Here is a 14,406-nt window from a genome sequence, read left to right as displayed (position 1 = left end):
CATGAGCCTTCCGTCCGGCCTCCGGCGCTCACCCATGGCCTGGGTCACCGCCGTCATGCTGGCCTCGCTCGTCCTGCTCGCGCTGGCCGGACCGCTGGTCTGGGGCGCGGCGGCCGACCGCCCGGACCCCTCGGCGGTGCTCCAGGGGCCGTCCGCGGGGCACCCGTTCGGCACCGACAACCTCGGCCGGGACCTGCTCGCCCGGGTCCTGGCGGCCACCCGGCCCTCCCTGCTGCTCGCGCTGGCGGCCGTCCTGCTCGGCGCGAGCGCGGGGGTCCTCCTCGGGGCCGCCACCGCCGTACTCGGTCGGCGTGCCCGCCGGCTGACCGCCGGACTGGTCAACCTCCTGCTCGCCTTCCCGGCGCTCCTGGTCGCGATGTTCCTCGCGGTCGTGTTCGGCGCGGGCGCCGCCGGGGCGATGCTGGCCCTCGCGGCCGCGGGCGTCCCCGGCTTCGCCCGGCTCGCCCAGACCCTCGCCGCCGGGGTGGCGGGCACCGACCACCTGGCCGCGGCCCGGGTCCTCGGCCTGCGCCGCCTGCGGCTGCTGTGGCGGCACGTCCTGCCCAACATCGCCGAGCCGCTGCTCCTGGCCACCACCACGGCGGCGGGGACCTCCCTGGTCGCCCTCTCCGGGCTGAGCTTCCTCGGCCTGGGCGTCCAACCACCCGGCTACGACTGGGGGCAGCTGCTCAACCAGGGGCTCGACCGCGTCTACGCCGAGCCGCTGCCCGCCCTCGCACCCGGTCTGGCCATCCTCTACGCGGCCCTGACCTTCCAACTGCTCGGCGAGGTCCTGGCCGGGAGCGTCGCCCGGCGCGGCCCGGCGCCGCGCACGCCCGTACCGACCCCCGCCGCGAGCAGCCCCGCCAAGGACGGCCTGGTGCTCCAGGTCGAGGACCTCCACGTCGAACTCCCCACCCCTGACGGCGTGATCCGGCCGGTGCGCGGCGTGAACCTCGCCCTGCGGCCGGGCGAGACCGTCGGGCTCGTCGGCGAGTCGGGGTCGGGCAAGTCGCTCACCGCGCTCGCCATCGCCGACCTGCTGCCGTACGGTGCCCGGGCGCCCCGGCGCACCCTGCGGCTGCTCGGGGCCGACCTCGCCGCCCTGCCCCCGAAGGAACGGGACCGGCACCTCGCGACGGGCCTGGCGGTGATCTTCCAGAACCCGGCCTCGGCGCTCAACCCGTCCCTGCGGATCGCCACCCAGCTCACCGAGACCGTCCGGGCCCACCGGGGTGCGAGCCGTGCCCGGGCCGCCGCGGAGGCCGCCGACGCGCTGCGCCGGGTCGCCCTCCCCCCGGCGCTGCTGCGCTCCCGCCCCCACCAGCTCTCCGGCGGCCAGCGCCAGCGCGTGATGATCGCCTCCGGGCTGATGGTGCGTCCGGGCCTGATCATCGCCGACGAGCCGACCACCGCGCTCGACGTCACCGTGCAGCGGCAGATCACCGGGCTGCTGTCCGAGATCCGGCGGGACACCGGCGCCGCGATCCTGTTCATCAGCCACGACGTCGCGCTCGTCGGGGAGTTCTGCGAACGCGTGCTGGTGATGTACGCGGGCACCATCGTCGAGGCCCTGCCCGCCGACCGCCTCGCCGACGGCGCCCGGCACCCCTACACCCGGGCCCTGGTCGCCTCGGTCCCGGAGCTCACCGCCGACCGCGACCGGCCGCTGCGGACCGTCGACGGCGCACCGCCCGACCCGCTGCGGACCGCCCCGGGGTGCGCGTTCGAGCCCCGCTGCCCGCGCCGCCGGGACCACTGCGCCGAACAGGCCCCGCCGCTGGAGGACCTCGACGCCGGCCACCGGGTCGCGTGCTGGTCCCCGGTACCGGTGGCGGCGGACCCGGAGGCGGTGGCCGCGTCATGACCGAACTCCAGGTCACCGGCCTCACCGTCCGCCACCCCGGCCCGCGCGGCCCGGTCACCGCCGTGGACGGCGTCTCGCTGGAGGTCCCGTCCGGTACGACGCTCGGGCTCGTGGGCGAGTCCGGCTCCGGCAAGTCGAGCCTGGCCCGCGCGATCGTCGGCCTCACCCCCGTGCACGCCGGCCGGGTCCTGCTCGACGGCCGGGAGGCCCGCACCCGCACCGTCCGCGACCGCCGCCGCCTCGGCCGCCTGGTCCAGGTCGTCCTCCAGGACCCGGACACCGCGCTCGACCCGCGGATGACGGTCCGCCAGACGCTCGTCGAGGCGGCCACCGTCTTCCGTCGGCTCGACCGGCCCGCCCGCGCCGAACGCGTCACCGAACTGCTCGGCCTCGTCGGCCTGGACCCGCGGCTCGCCGACCGGCTGCCGCGCCGGCTCTCCGGCGGGCAGCGCCAACGGGTCGCCATCGCCCGCGCCCTGGCCGTCGAACCCGGCCTGCTGATCGCCGACGAGATCACCTCGTCGCTCGACGTCTCGGTGCAGGCCTCCGTCCTCAACACGATCCGGGAACTCCAGCAACGCCTCGGCCTGTCCATGCTGTTCATCGGCCACAACCTGCCGGCGGTCTGCCACGTCTCCGACGCGGTCGCGGTCATGCGGCACGGCCGGATCGTCGAGACCGCCCCCACCGGAACCCTCCTGCGCGCCCCGCGGCACCCGTACACTCGGACGCTACTCGCCGCCGTGCCGAGCCTGCGCACGCCGCCGCCCGGGGAGGGGCCGCCATGACCGACGTTCGACCGGACGCCGTGGTCGTCGGAGCCGGAGTGATCGGCGCCGCCGTCGCCCTCGAACTCGCGCGCGCCGGGCGGCAGGTGGTCGTCGTGGACAAGGCGGGCGCCGTCGGCCACGGGTCCACCAGCGCCTCCAGCGCGATCATCCGCTTCAACTACTCCACCTTCGCGAGCGTCGCCACCGCCTGGGAGGCGCAGCACCTCTGGACGTCCTGGCCCGACCACCTGCGGCTCACCGGCCCCCGCCCGCTCGCCGCCTTCCACCGCACCGGCGCCGTGCTGCTCGACTCCCCCGAGGTCGAACCCTCCGAGACCGCCGCCCTGTTCGAGCGCGCCGGCGTCCCGTACGAGCGGTGGGACGCCCCGACGCTGCGCGAGCGCCTTCCCGGGATCGACCCCGGACGGTACTGGCCGCCGAAACCGGTGGACGACGACGCCTTCTTCGCCGACCCGTCCGGCGAACTCGGCGCCCTGTTCACCCCGGACGCCGGGTACGTCGACGACCCCCGGCTCGCCGCCCTGAACCTCGCCGACGCCGCGGTCGCGCTGGGCGCCCGACTCCTCCTCCACCACACCGTGGTGGCCGTCGACCGGCACGCGGACCGGGTCACGGGCGTCCGCCTGGCCGACGGCTCGCGGATCGCCGCACCGGTCGTGGTCAACGCCGCCGGCCCGTGGTCGGGCGGCCTCAACCGGCTGGCGGGCGTCGGCGCCGACTTCACGATCGGTGTGCGTCCGCTGCGCGAGGAGGTCCACCAGGTCCCCGCACCGGACGTCCGGACCGCCGACCCCTTCCCGCTGGTCGCCGACCTCGACGTCGGCACCTACGTCCGCACGGCCCCCGGCGGGCAGCTCCTGGTCGGCGGGACCGAGCCGGACTGCGACCCGCACGAGTGGATCGACGACCCGGACGGGGCCGATCCCCGCCCCACCGCCCGGCGCTTCCGCACCCAGGTGACCCGGGCGGCACGCCGGTTCCCGGCGCTCCGGGTCCCCAACCGGCCCCTCGGCGCGGCGGGCGTGTACGACGTCGCCGACGACTGGACCCCGATCTACGACCGCACCGCCCTCGACGGCTACTACGTCGCGATGGGCACCAGCGGCAACCAGTTCAAGAACGCCCCGCTGGTGGGCCGCTACCTCGCCACCCTGATCGACCGGGTCGAGGCCGGGCACGACCACGACGGCGACCCGGTGCACTTCCGCTGCGACCACACCGGCACCGTGGTCGACCTGGGCGCCTTCTCCCGCCGCCGCCCGGTCCGGACGGACTCCGCGCGGACGGTCATGGGCTGATCGCGGGCAGCTCGCGCACCAGGTCCCCGACCACGCCGACCACGAACTCGGGCGCCTCGTGCGGGAAGTCGTGGCCCGTCCCCGCCGGTGTGTACACCAGCCTCGACGCCGTCGACGCCGCCAGGTAGCGGACCCGGCTGCGGAGGTAGAAGCGGCTGATCCGCTCGGCCTCGACCGCGTCCCGGGCACCGGCCAGCACCGCCTCGCCGCCGATCAGGTCCCGCGGTACCACCAGCACCAGCGGCAGGTCCCCGAGGTCCCCGTCGTACACCACGGTGTCCCAGCCCACCTGTGCCAGCCCGGACGGCGACAGCTCGGCGAAGATCGACGCGGCGGCGCAGCACGGCCCGGTCCGGCCGCCGGGGCCCCGGTGCGCGCCGAACAGCTGCCGCACCGCCGTCAGCAGGACGCCCCGGCGCAGCGCCGCGAGCTGCCCGTTGGGCGGCGCGAAGGCGATGACCTCCAGGGGGGTCGGGTCCAGCAGGACGAGCCCCGCCACCAGGTCCGGCCGGCGCCTGGCCACGTTCGCGACCAGCAGCCCGCCGAAGGAGTGGCCGACGAACACGAAGGGTGCCCGCTCCCCCGCCGCCTCCAGCGCCGCCGGCAGCTCCGCCGCCTCGGCCGCCGTCGTCCGGGGGAAGGGCCCGACGTCGCTCCAGCCCGTCCCCGGGCGGTCGACCAGCACCGACCGGGCCTGGGCCGACAGCATCGTGTGCAGCTCGCGGAGGTCCTCGCCGGGGGCGTGCCCGCCGGGCATCCAGACCACCGTCGGCCCCGCCCCGGCCCGGCCCTCGGCGAGGACGTGCATCCGGTGACCGCCCACGTCCACCAACCGCCCCGGCGGCGGATGCGCCCGCGCCTCCCGGGCCACCAGCACCAGATGCCGAACGGCCCCCACTTCCAGCAGCACCCCGACGGCCAGCGCCAGGCCAGCGAGCGCCACCGCCCAGGGCGCCCCCACCGCGAGGAGGCCGCCGCCCGCCGCCGCCACCGCCAGCGCGACCGGCGCCCCGATCCAGTCCCGGCTCACCACTGCGAGCAGGGAGTTCGCCATTCGTCCGTCCCGTCGCATCGGCCCTCCGCGACAGCAGCGCGTCCGACAACTGCCCCCTGGCCTTCTCTTTCCCGCCCGCTCGTGCCCTCACCCTGATCAACTCCCCCACGGTCCGGCATTCCGGGCCCCGGACGCACCCGGGGCCGTGCCGGTCGGCTGCCGGCCGGGCACCGCCGGACCGACCCGATCCGTCCGGCCCCCTGGTCCCGGCTCCGTGACCGGTCGAAGATGGCGGCATGGGTGTCGACGGAGCGGGTGCCGGGCTGCTGGTGACGAACGTGCGCGTCTTCGACGGGACCGGAGCGGAGGCGGCGCCGGGGTACGTCCGGGTGGAGCGGGACAGGATCGCGGAGGTGGTGCTGGGCCGTCCCTTCCCGTCCGGTCCCCCGGGTGGCGCGGCGGTGCTCGACGGCGGAGGCCACACCCTCATCCCCGGGCTCACCGACGCCCACGTCCACCTGTTCGCGGCCGGCGGCACCATGGCGGAGCTCCAGCTCGCCCCGACCGGCACCGTCTACTACCAGGCCCTGGCCGCGGCCCGCTCCATGCTGATGCGCGGCTTCACCACGGTGCGGGACATGGCCGGCGACACCGAACCGCTGCGGCGGGTGCTGGACCGCGGGCTGTTCCCCGGCCCGCGGATCTACCCGAGCCAGGCGGCCGTCTCCCAGACCTCCGGCCACGGGGACTTCGGGACGGTCCACGACGCCCCCACCGCCCTGGGCGGGCCGCCGGCCAGGAGCGAGCAGCTCGGGTTCACCCGGGTGGCCGACGGGCCGGAACGGGTGCTCGCCGCGGTGCGCGAACAGCTCAGGAAGGGCGCCACCCAGATCAAGCTGATGGCCGGCGGCGGCGTCAGCTCGGAGTTCGACCCGCTGGACGTGCTGCAGTTCACCCCGGCCGAGCTGGAGGCCGCCGTCGCCGCGGCCTCCGACTGGGGCACCTACGTGACCGTGCACGTCTACACCTCCGAAGGCGTCCGCCGCGCGGTACGGGCCGGGGTGCGCTGCGTCGAACACGGGCACCTCCTCGACGAGGACACCGTCCGCCACCTCGCGGAGCACGGCGTCTGGCTCAGCACCCAGCCGTTCGAGGTCGACGACCACCACTACGCCTCCCCGGACAGCGCCCGCAAGAACCGCGAGGTCTGCGAAGGCGTCGCCCGCACCATCGGCTGGGCGGTGCGGCACGGCGTACGGCTGGCCTTCGGCACCGACCTGGTCTTCGACCCCGGGAAGGCGCACCGGCAGAACGAGATGCTCGTCCGGCTCGGCGAGCACCTCGGCCCGGTCGAGGCCCTGCGGACGGCCACCTCCGGCAACGCCGAGCTGTTCCGCCTGTCCGGCCGCCGGGACCCCTACCGCGCCGCGCCGCTCGGCGTCATCGCGCCGGGCGCCTGGGCCGACCTCCTGGTCGTCGACGGCGACCCGACCTCCGACCTGTCCGTCCTCGCCGACCCCGAACGCAACCTGCGACTGATCGTCAAGGACGGCGTCGTCCACAGGAACGAACTCGGCTGACCCCCTGGCTGGCCGGTCAGACGTGTCGGCCGGTCAGGCGTGCCGGAGGCAGAGGGTTCCCCACTGGAATCCCGCACCGATCCCGGACAGCACATAGGTGTCCCCCGGGAGCAGGGCGCCTTCGGCCACGGTGGCGTGGAGCGCGGTGAACAGCCCGGCCGACCCGGTGTTGCCCAGCCGCTCGACCGTGACGGGGACGCGCTCGCGGGGAACGCCCAGGGCGGTCATGGTCTCGGTGAGGATGTTCAGGTTGGCCTGGTGCAGGAAGAAGTGCCGGATCCGGTCAACCGGCACACCGGCCCGGTGTGCGGCGCTCGCGATGCTCTCGGGCAGGCGGGCGGTGGCGGTGTTCCAGACGGCACGGCCGTCCATCCGCAGGTAGTGCTCCCCGGCGGCGACGGTGGCCGCGGTGGTGGGCAGCCGGGAGCCCCCGGCGGGGATCTGGACGCCGTAGGAGAGCTGGGATCCCAGGTCGTAGGAGAGCAGGCCCGCTCCGGCCTCGTCGGTGCGGGCGAGCACCACGGCCGCCGCCGCGTCTCCGAAGAACACCCCGGCGGTGCGGTCGGTCGGATCGGTGACCCTGGAGGCGCAGTCGGCCGCGAGCAGCAGGACGGTGCTGATGGAGGGGTTCTGCAGGAGGTGGGCGGCGATCAGCATGGCCTGGACGCCGGAGGCACAGGCCGCCTGGGTGACGTCCAGGGACAGGGCGCGGTGGGCACCGAGGGCGTCCTTGACGATCAATGCGGTCGACAGGAGCGGCTGGTCCCCGGTGTAGGAGGCGACGACGACCGCGTCTAGCTGGGCAGGCCCGACCCCGGCGGCCTCCAGGGCCGGGTGGGCCGCGGCGACGCACATGTCGGAGGTCGCCAGGTCCGGGGCCAGCCGCCGGCGCTCACGGATCCCGGTGCGGCTGGTGATCCACTCGTCGCTGGTGTCCAGGGTGCGGGTGAGCTCCTGGTTGGTGACGACGGCCGGCGGCAGGTGCACCCCCGTCCCGGCGACGGCGAACGGCACGGGCAGCCCGGCGCCGGTCTGGTGGTGCAGTGTCTGCTCCACGGTGACGGTCACAGCAGGGTGCTCCGCCCGGATTCGATCGGTCCGCCGCGAGAGGCTCCCATGGTTCTTTTCCTTCCCCTGCCGGTCCGTCATTTTTCAGTACCGTCGCATCGTTCCACGAAACATCGGGGCCAGATGTCTCGTGGTAATCCGTAAGCGTGACGAAGCCGCCGACGAATTGACATCCAGCCGCCGTGATGTGCTATCGACCGGATTCCTGGAATGGATCCGCGCAGGAAAGATGAATACGCCGCTCTCACAATTGACCGTCCACTCCGAAAAGTCGTACGAAAAGAGCGCGGATGACCGATCCAACGGTGTACCAGGGGTCGCCGATGGCGAGGGCGTCGAACTGCGGGGCTCGACGGCGGCCCGGGCATCATCGCCGCCGGTGGCTGCGGCGAGTCGCGAATCTCGATGGCGTTGCGGCGCTGGTGCTGCCAGGGTGTCCCCGTGCTGAAGAAGTTACTCTTCATGACTCTAGCCGGACATGGACACATCAATCCAATGGTGCCGTTGGTCGAGGAACTCGTACGGCGCGGGCACCAGGTGGACTACGCCACCGGAGCAGGCCACGCCGCCGCGGTCACCAGTGCCGGCGCACGCTGGTTGGAACTGCCGCCGCTGGAGCCGTTCACACCACCATCGAAGATCGGCCCAGAGGCCGTGGCCGGCTGGTTACGCCACTACTTCGCGGCGATGCGCGCGACCTACCCGGTGTTGCAGAAGTACTGTGCCTCGGAGCCGGTGGACGCAATCTGTTACGACACGACGAACTGGCCTGCCCGGACCATCGCCAGGAGGCTGGGGATCCCCGCCGTGCAGTGCTTCCCTCACCTCGCCTCGAACGAGGCGTACTCACTGGACCGGCAGTTGACCGCAGGGCTCGACACCGGCGATCCGGCGATGGCCTTGCTCGCCGCTGACTGTGAGGCCTTCTCCACCGAGTACGGCGTCCCGCTCGGTGTCGCCGACACCATGACGATGGCGGACGGGCTCAACCTCGTGTTCGTCCCGCGAGAGTTCCAGCCGGCCGCTGACAGCTTCGACGAACGTTTTCACTTCGTCGGCCCCTCGATGGGCAGTCGCGAGCAGACCGAGCACTGGTCGCCGCCCGACCCCGACGCGCCACTGCTGTATGTCTCACTGGGCACCGTCTTCAACGGTCGCCCGGAGTTCTACCGCGCCTGCATCGACGCCATCGCCGACGGGCCCTGGCAGCTGGCGATGACCGTGGGCGATACGGATGCCGCCGTACTCGGCGCCATCCCGAGCCGGGTGGACGTCCGGTCGCGGTTCCCGCAACTGGCGGTACTCCGCCATGCCACCGCCTTCGTATCGCACGCCGGGATTAACTCCGTTATGGAGGCGCTGCATTACGAGGTCGGCCTCGTCGCCGTCCCGCGGACACCCGAGCAGGCTGCCAACGCCGGGCGCCTGGGGGAACTCGGGCTCGGCGAATGCCTGGACGCCGACATGGTGAGCGCCGAAGCACTGCGGGCGGCGATCGACAGGGTCGCCTCAGACCCGGCAGTACGCGTCAGCCTTGCGGGAATGCGCCAAGCCATCCTGCGAAGCGGTGGAGTCACACGCGGCGCCGACGTGATCGAGCAGTACCTCCGTCAGCACTCCGTGTGACTCTGCGCTCCTGCGTCGCCCTCACCGGAAGCGGGTGCGGCCACCGCGTGATCGTCAAGAGCTGTGTGGACCGGTCGTCGCCGTCTCCGTCGACGGCGACCGCCTGGACTCCGGGACACCGGCGTTCACGAGGACGGCTGTCCCGGAGCATCGGTGGCGGCCGGTCCGGCACCAGGCCGGCTCGTCACCAGGTGGCGGGCAGGTGCAGGGGGCTGCGGGTGGAGGTGCCCAGCCGCCATTCGATCCCGGTGGTCGGCAGGGTGAGGCGCAGGCCGGGCAGACGGGCGGCGAGACGGTGGAGGGCGATCCGCACCTGGAGGCGGGCCAGCCACGCGCCGGGGCAGAAGTGGGGACCGGCGCCGAAGGCCAGGGTGCCGGCTTCCAGCGGGTCGAACAGCCGGCTGAGGGAATCGGGTGGGAAAACGCCGGGGTCCCGGCTGGCGGTGGTGCGGTCGGCCGCGACGATGTCGCCGGCGCCGATGGTCACGCCGCCCAGCTCGACCTCCTCGGCGGTACGAAGGAGGCTTCCGGGGCGTTCCCTGTTGGCCCCCAGGGGGATGGTGTGCAGCAGCCGCTCCGCCGCCAGGGCGGCCGCCGCCTCGTCCGAGCCGATGCGGCTCCAGGCGTCGGGGCGTTCGGCGAGCAGGTAGAGCACCGCGTTGGCCAGCGTGGTCATGCTGGTCTCGTGTCCGGCCACCATCAACCCGCACACGAGGTTGACCAGTTGGCGATCGGACACCTCACCCTCCCGGTCCGCGGCCCGGACGATGGCGCTGACCAGGTCGTCGCCGGGTGCGCGCCGACGGCCGGCGAGCAGCCCGGCCACGTACGCGGTGAACTCCCGCATTGCGCGGGTCACTTCGGCGGGGTCGCGGTCGGCGGTGGCGAAGGCGAGCCCGGTCCAGTCCCGGACGCGTCCGAGGTCCTCGCCGGGGAGGTCCATCATCCTGGCGATCACCGCGCTCGGCAGCGGCCTGGTGTACCCGGTGACCAGATCGGCCGGGGCGCCGAGCCGCACGAGGTCGTCCAGCAGCCGGTCGACCACGGAGGTCACCCACGGACGCGACCGCTCGATCGCGCCGGGGGTGAACGCCCGTTGGAAGACGCGGCGCATCCGGTGGTGCTCGATCCCGTCCTTGTGGAACATCGAGTCCCGGTCGCTGCCCAGGTTGGGCGTGTCACTCAGCGGCGGCGCGTCCGGGGCGAACAGCAGCGACCGCTTGAACCGGGCGTCCACGAGGGCCCGGCGGACGTCGTCGTAGCGCGTGACCAGCCAGATCGGAGTGCCGTTCGGCAACTGCTCACGGCGCGGCGGCCCCACGGGCGGCAGCTCCATGCGGTGCATCGGGACCAGCCGTGCTCCGGGGACAGTGGTTGTGAGGTTCTCGGTCTGGGGCAACGGTTCCCCCTGGGATCGTCGGATGGCTGCGGTGCGGTCGGCAGGCACCGGCGGCTCTCGGGCGGGTCACCGCCCGCCGTCGGCGTCGGACGGACGGGAACGGTGGTTCGCGGACGTCATGGTGGCGAAGCGGCAGCCGGGGCGCCAACCGGCCCGCGCAGGGTTCACCCGTCCGGCGGCAGGCGGCCGGGCGTCCCGCCCCCGGTCCGACAGTTCCCCTGGCCCTGTCCGCCTACCGCCGGCCGCTCGCCGCGAGCGGGCGGGAGCGCAGCAGGGCGCGGGTCGGCAGGGCCGTCGCGGCGAGGCAGAGGCCCACGGCCGCGGCGGCCAGCGGCAGGGCGGTGCCGGGCGGGATGTACGGCGGGGCGTCGGCGAGGCCCCGGGCGATCGGGACCAGGGTGATCCAGGCGATCAGGCCGCCGAGCAGCAGCCCGGCCGCGGCCACCAGCAGGGCCTCCCAGCGCATCATGCCGCGTATCTGGCGGCGGGTGGCGCCGGTGAGGCGGAGCCGGGCCACCTCGCGGCCGCGGTCCAGGACGGTCATCACCAGGGTGTTGGCGGCGGTGATCGCGGCGAAGCCGCCGAGGACGGACGCCATCACGGAGTTCGCCCAGTCGCCGGCCTCGCGCCTGCGGTCGGTCTGCGCGACGTACCCGGCGCGGTCGGCCACCGTGAGCCCTCCGATCGTGGCGGTCCCGGTGGCGGAGGCCTCGGCGGGGAGCTTCGCCAGTCGGGCGGCGACGTCCGCGCGGTCGGCGCCGGGTGCGTCCGCGACGAGCACCTGGCTGTCGTAGGCGACGGCGGCGTGTGCGGCGACGGCGGCCCGGGGCAGGATCAACTGCCCGAAGCCGAGGCCGCGTTCGTAGGTGGCGACGACCGTCAGCCGTGCCTGGGTGCCGTCGCCGAGCCAGAAGGAGGCGCGGTCGCCGACGCTGTGGCCGAGCCTGTCGGCGAGGGCCGCGTCGAGGGCGACGGTGTCCGTGCCCCGGGCGAGGTCGGCGAGCGAGCCGCTGCGCACGCCCAGGTCGAGGACCCGGGGCAGCCTCGCCGGATCGCCGGACACGCCGAGGGCGTTGGCGGAGCGGAGCTTCCCGTCGGAGCGGTAGACGGCTCCGGTGCGCAGCACGCCCACGGCGGCTTCGACGCCGGGCACCTCGGCGGCCCGTTCGGCGGTGGCGGCGGGCAGGCCGCGACCGGTGGAGCCGAGCACGTGGTCGGCGACGACCCCGGCACGCAGCTGTTCGCCGGTGGCGTGCCCGACGCTGCTCTGGATGAACAGCATGGTGCCGCAGAAGGCGCTGACCATCACGATGGGTGTGATCGCGGAGGTCAGCCGGCGGGCGTCGGCCCGGGCGTTGTCGGCGGCCAGCGATCCGGCGGTGCCGCCCGCGCCCGCCCGCAGCGGCAGGCCGAGCACTCCGGCGGCGACCCGGGCCACCCAGGGGCCGAGCAGGGCGGTGGCCACCAGGAAGCACATGACCACGCCGAGCGCGGTGTTGGCGGCGTTCTCACCGCTCAGGCCGGCGGCGACGGCGGCCAGCACGACGCCGCCCACGACGGCCGCCAGACCGAGGAGGGCCCGCACCACGCCCGCCCGTCCGGCCGGCACCGAGGCCTCTCCGAGTGCCTGGCCGGGGCGCAGGCGGGAGGGACGGTGCGCGGCGAGGTAGCCGGCGGCCAGCGCGGCCAGCGAGCAGGTGGCGACGGCGACGAGCGCGGGGACCGCTCCGACGTCCAGTTCGACGCCCTCGGGGACGGCGCCGCGGGAGACCAGTCCGTCGAACCACCAGCGGGCCAGCGCCACGCCCGGGACGAGGCCGAGCAGGCCGGCGAGGGGTGCCACCAGCATCGCCTCGGTGGCGACCGTGCGACGGATCTGGCGGGGGGTCGCGCCGACGGCGCGCAGCAGGGCGAACTCGCGGGCCCGCTGACCGACGGCCAGGGCGACGGTGGACACCACCACGAAGACGGCCGTCATGGTGGCGGTGCCGCCGAAGGATCCGCCGATCGCGATCAGCAGCGTCCGGCTCTGCCCGAGCCCAGGCTGTTCGACGGAGCCGCGGTCCTCGCCGGTGACCACCCTGATCCCGGTGGGCGACGCTCCGGAGGCCCGCGGGCCGGCGGTGTCGCGCAGGGCCTCGCGGAGCCGGCGGGCGAGGTCCTTGGCACCGACGCCCTCGCTCGGCTGGACGGCGATGGCGTCCGCCCGGCCGGGGTGACCGGAGAGCTGCCCGGCCACCGCGTCGGCGAACCAGGCCGTCGGGCCGGCGTTCTGCGGCGCGGCCAGGCCGGAGATCCGGTAGGTGCCGTTGCCGCCGGGTGCGACCAGGGTGAGGCTCGCGCCGGGTGCCAGCCGGGCGTCCCGTGCGGTGGCGGCGTCCAGGACCACTTCGCCCGGGCCGGGGGCGCGGCCCTCGACCAGGGTGTCCGCGCCGCCGGCGATGCCGAGCGCCGCGTACCCGCGCCCGGTCAGGCCGGGTGCGGCCGGACCCGGTTGGATCGGGAAGGCGGTGTCGGGACGGGCCGCCGCGACACCGGGCAGGGCGGCGATGCGCTGGGCCAGGGCCGCGTCCACCCGGGGCCGGTCGGGCACCGGCCGGTCGACGGCCTTCTCCTTCTTGTTGACCTTGCGCACGATCCCGACGTCCGGACCGGCCGCGACGACGACCGGCGCCTGCGCGTAGCGCACCGGGGGCACGCTCGCGGTGATGCCGGTCTGCAACAGGGTGCCGCAACCCATGATGACCGCGGCGCCGAACAGCAGGGCGACGAAGGTCCCCGCGAAGGAAGGCGGCCGGAAGCGCACGGAGGCGCGCGCGAGTCCGTTGCTCATGCCGCCGCCCCCGACGCGGCGGTGGAGCTGTCGCGGCCCGGCGCGAGGTCGACCCCGCGCACCGCGTGCACCTCGTCGCCGCCGCGCCCGTGGCCGCGCCGCACCGCGCGCGGTCCGATCGCGGGGCGGGCGGGGGCGTGAGGCTCGGGCGGTTCGTACTCCGGGCGGTGGTGGCGGGCTGCCATGGTGCTGCCATCCCTCGTGGATCGTGTCCGTCAGCGACGGGGTCCAGGCTAGGAACGGCGGGTGGGCACGAACCATGGTGGCGACCGGCGTGCGCGGGGTGGGGATAACCCCACCCCACGCGCGCGGGCCTCGGGCGGGCCGGACCGGCTCCAGCGGGCCTTGCCGCCCGGCCACGGCTCAGCCGCAGTGCTCGAAGCTGTAGCCGGTGTCACCGGTGCCGGAGAACTCGTTGTACTTCAGCCCCCCGATGAAGTCGATGCAGGCCCCCTTGGCGTACGCGTAGACCGGGCCCGCGTACTGGGTGTAGTTGCTGCCGACACCGTCCTTGATCCAGGTGCTGTCGCGGGAGCGCCGTATCTCGACGAAGATCTCGTGCTGGCCGCTGACGACCGCGTCGTTCCCGCGGGCGATCGCGCAGTTGTACCCGTTTCCGCTGTTGTAGTAGATGTCGATGAAGCCGACCACCGCGGCCACGTTGTGGATGTCGTTGATCTCCCAGCTCCGCTTGAAGTCGTACGCGCTCCCGCACTTGTTGACCCGGGCGGAGGCGTGGGCCGCGCCGGCGGAGAGGCCGACGAAGCCTCCGGCGAGGACCGTGGCCGCGAGGACCGTCGCGAGACGCTTCCTGATCATCGAGAACTCCTTCGAGTGCCGGGGTTCGCGGACCGCTTCCGCGATCCGCACGGAACTGCCGGCGGCGGGTGGTGCGTTGCTGGATCGCGTCGCCGCCGGGTGGTACGTCGGGCGGCCGACCGCCCCCGTTG

General features: G+C 74.6%; 11 protein-coding genes. 5 read left to right on the top strand and 6 right to left on the bottom strand.

Annotated elements, in window-relative coordinates:
* Window position 1 precedes the first annotated feature (1 nt).
* From ACFU7Z_RS02140 to ACFU7Z_RS02130, 3 genes are read left to right on the top strand one after another with little or no spacing between them, the layout of a single operon-like run.
* Entirely contained in the window at window positions 2-1,867 is a 1,866-nt protein-coding gene (locus tag ACFU7Z_RS02140; RefSeq protein WP_380775358.1) for a dipeptide/oligopeptide/nickel ABC transporter permease/ATP-binding protein, read from the top strand.
* On the top strand, window positions 1,864-2,655 hold the full coding sequence (locus ACFU7Z_RS02135; RefSeq protein ID WP_380775356.1) for an ABC transporter ATP-binding protein: 792 nt from the start codon (window positions 1,864-1,866) through the stop codon (window positions 2,653-2,655). The genes ACFU7Z_RS02140 and ACFU7Z_RS02135 overlap by 4 nt, the downstream gene beginning before the upstream one ends.
* The gene (locus ACFU7Z_RS02130; RefSeq protein ID WP_380775354.1) at window positions 2,652-3,956 is read left to right on the top strand and encodes an NAD(P)/FAD-dependent oxidoreductase; all 1,305 of its coding nucleotides are present in this window, start codon (window positions 2,652-2,654) and stop codon (window positions 3,954-3,956) included. Before ACFU7Z_RS02135 ends, ACFU7Z_RS02130 begins: the two co-directional genes overlap by 4 nt.
* On the opposite strand, the gene ACFU7Z_RS02125 is transcribed toward ACFU7Z_RS02130, so the two are convergent.
* The gene (locus ACFU7Z_RS02125; protein ID WP_380775351.1) at window positions 3,946-5,010 is read right to left on the bottom strand and encodes an alpha/beta fold hydrolase; all 1,065 of its coding nucleotides are present in this window, start codon (window positions 5,008-5,010) and stop codon (window positions 3,946-3,948) included. The genes ACFU7Z_RS02130 and ACFU7Z_RS02125 overlap by 11 nt on opposite strands.
* 236 nt (window positions 5,011-5,246) lie before the next feature.
* Here ACFU7Z_RS02125 and ACFU7Z_RS02120 point away from each other — a divergent pair, with 236 nt between their 5' ends.
* The gene (locus ACFU7Z_RS02120) at window positions 5,247-6,530 is read left to right on the top strand and encodes an amidohydrolase family protein (RefSeq protein WP_380775349.1); all 1,284 of its coding nucleotides are present in this window, start codon (window positions 5,247-5,249) and stop codon (window positions 6,528-6,530) included.
* Window positions 6,531-6,563: 33 nt separating this feature from the next.
* Here the strand turns inward: ACFU7Z_RS02120 and ACFU7Z_RS02115 are convergent, their stop codons facing one another.
* Entirely contained in the window at window positions 6,564-7,598 is a 1,035-nt protein-coding gene (locus tag ACFU7Z_RS02115) for a 3-oxoacyl-ACP synthase III family protein (RefSeq protein ID WP_074005848.1), read from the bottom strand.
* Window positions 7,599-8,039: 441 nt separating this feature from the next.
* On the opposite strand from ACFU7Z_RS02115, the gene ACFU7Z_RS02110 reads away from it, so the two are divergent.
* Window positions 8,040-9,224, top strand: coding sequence for a macrolide family glycosyltransferase (locus tag ACFU7Z_RS02110; protein ID WP_107418960.1), 1,185 nt, complete (start codon window positions 8,040-8,042; stop codon window positions 9,222-9,224).
* Between the two features lie 184 nt (window positions 9,225-9,408).
* Here ACFU7Z_RS02110 and ACFU7Z_RS02105 read toward each other — a convergent pair whose 3' ends face one another.
* From ACFU7Z_RS02105 to ACFU7Z_RS02090, 4 genes are all read right to left on the bottom strand, one after another.
* Window positions 9,409-10,560, bottom strand: coding sequence for a cytochrome P450 (locus tag ACFU7Z_RS02105; protein ID WP_380775347.1), 1,152 nt, complete (start codon window positions 10,558-10,560; stop codon window positions 9,409-9,411).
* 295 nt (window positions 10,561-10,855) lie between these two features.
* Window positions 10,856-13,456 (bottom strand): ABC transporter permease, encoded by a 2,601-nt coding sequence (locus tag ACFU7Z_RS02100; protein ID WP_380775344.1) that lies wholly within the window; start codon window positions 13,454-13,456, stop codon window positions 10,856-10,858.
* On the bottom strand, window positions 13,453-13,641 hold the full coding sequence (locus ACFU7Z_RS02095; protein WP_380775343.1) for a hypothetical protein: 189 nt from the start codon (window positions 13,639-13,641) through the stop codon (window positions 13,453-13,455). The genes ACFU7Z_RS02100 and ACFU7Z_RS02095 overlap by 4 nt, the downstream gene beginning before the upstream one ends.
* Window positions 13,642-13,819: 178 nt before the next feature.
* Complete coding sequence (locus ACFU7Z_RS02090; protein ID WP_380775341.1) at window positions 13,820-14,275, bottom strand: hypothetical protein; 456 nt, start codon at window positions 14,273-14,275, stop codon at window positions 13,820-13,822.
* Window positions 14,276-14,406: the final 131 nt, after the last annotated feature.

Origin of the sequence: Kitasatospora sp. NPDC057518 (genome assembly GCF_042802075.1) — a bacterium.
Lineage (GTDB): Bacteria > Actinomycetota > Actinomycetes > Streptomycetales > Streptomycetaceae > Kitasatospora.
Note: the sequence above shows the minus strand (reverse complement) of the source record. Positions and strands in the feature narration are given on the sequence as shown.

What these genes read in the sequence shown, in the direction of transcription:
- ACFU7Z_RS02105 (WP_380775347.1), bottom strand. Translation starts at nt 10,560, where the DNA reads ATGGAGCTGCCGCCCGTGGGGCCGCCGCGCCGTGAGCAGTTGCCGAAC.
- ACFU7Z_RS02095 (WP_380775343.1), bottom strand. Translation starts at nt 13,641, where the DNA reads ATGGCAGCCCGCCACCACCGCCCGGAGTACGAACCGCCCGAGCCTCAC.
- ACFU7Z_RS02140 (WP_380775358.1), top strand. Translation starts at nt 2, where the DNA reads ATGAGCCTTCCGTCCGGCCTCCGGCGCTCACCCATGGCCTGGGTCACC.
- ACFU7Z_RS02125 (WP_380775351.1), bottom strand. Translation starts at nt 5,010, where the DNA reads ATGGCGAACTCCCTGCTCGCAGTGGTGAGCCGGGACTGGATCGGGGCG.
- ACFU7Z_RS02120 (WP_380775349.1), top strand. Translation starts at nt 5,247, where the DNA reads ATGGGTGTCGACGGAGCGGGTGCCGGGCTGCTGGTGACGAACGTGCGC.
- ACFU7Z_RS02135 (WP_380775356.1), top strand. Translation starts at nt 1,864, where the DNA reads ATGACCGAACTCCAGGTCACCGGCCTCACCGTCCGCCACCCCGGCCCG.
- ACFU7Z_RS02130 (WP_380775354.1), top strand. Translation starts at nt 2,652, where the DNA reads ATGACCGACGTTCGACCGGACGCCGTGGTCGTCGGAGCCGGAGTGATC.
- ACFU7Z_RS02100 (WP_380775344.1), bottom strand. Translation starts at nt 13,456, where the DNA reads ATGAGCAACGGACTCGCGCGCGCCTCCGTGCGCTTCCGGCCGCCTTCC.
- ACFU7Z_RS02090 (WP_380775341.1), bottom strand. Translation starts at nt 14,275, where the DNA reads ATGATCAGGAAGCGTCTCGCGACGGTCCTCGCGGCCACGGTCCTCGCC.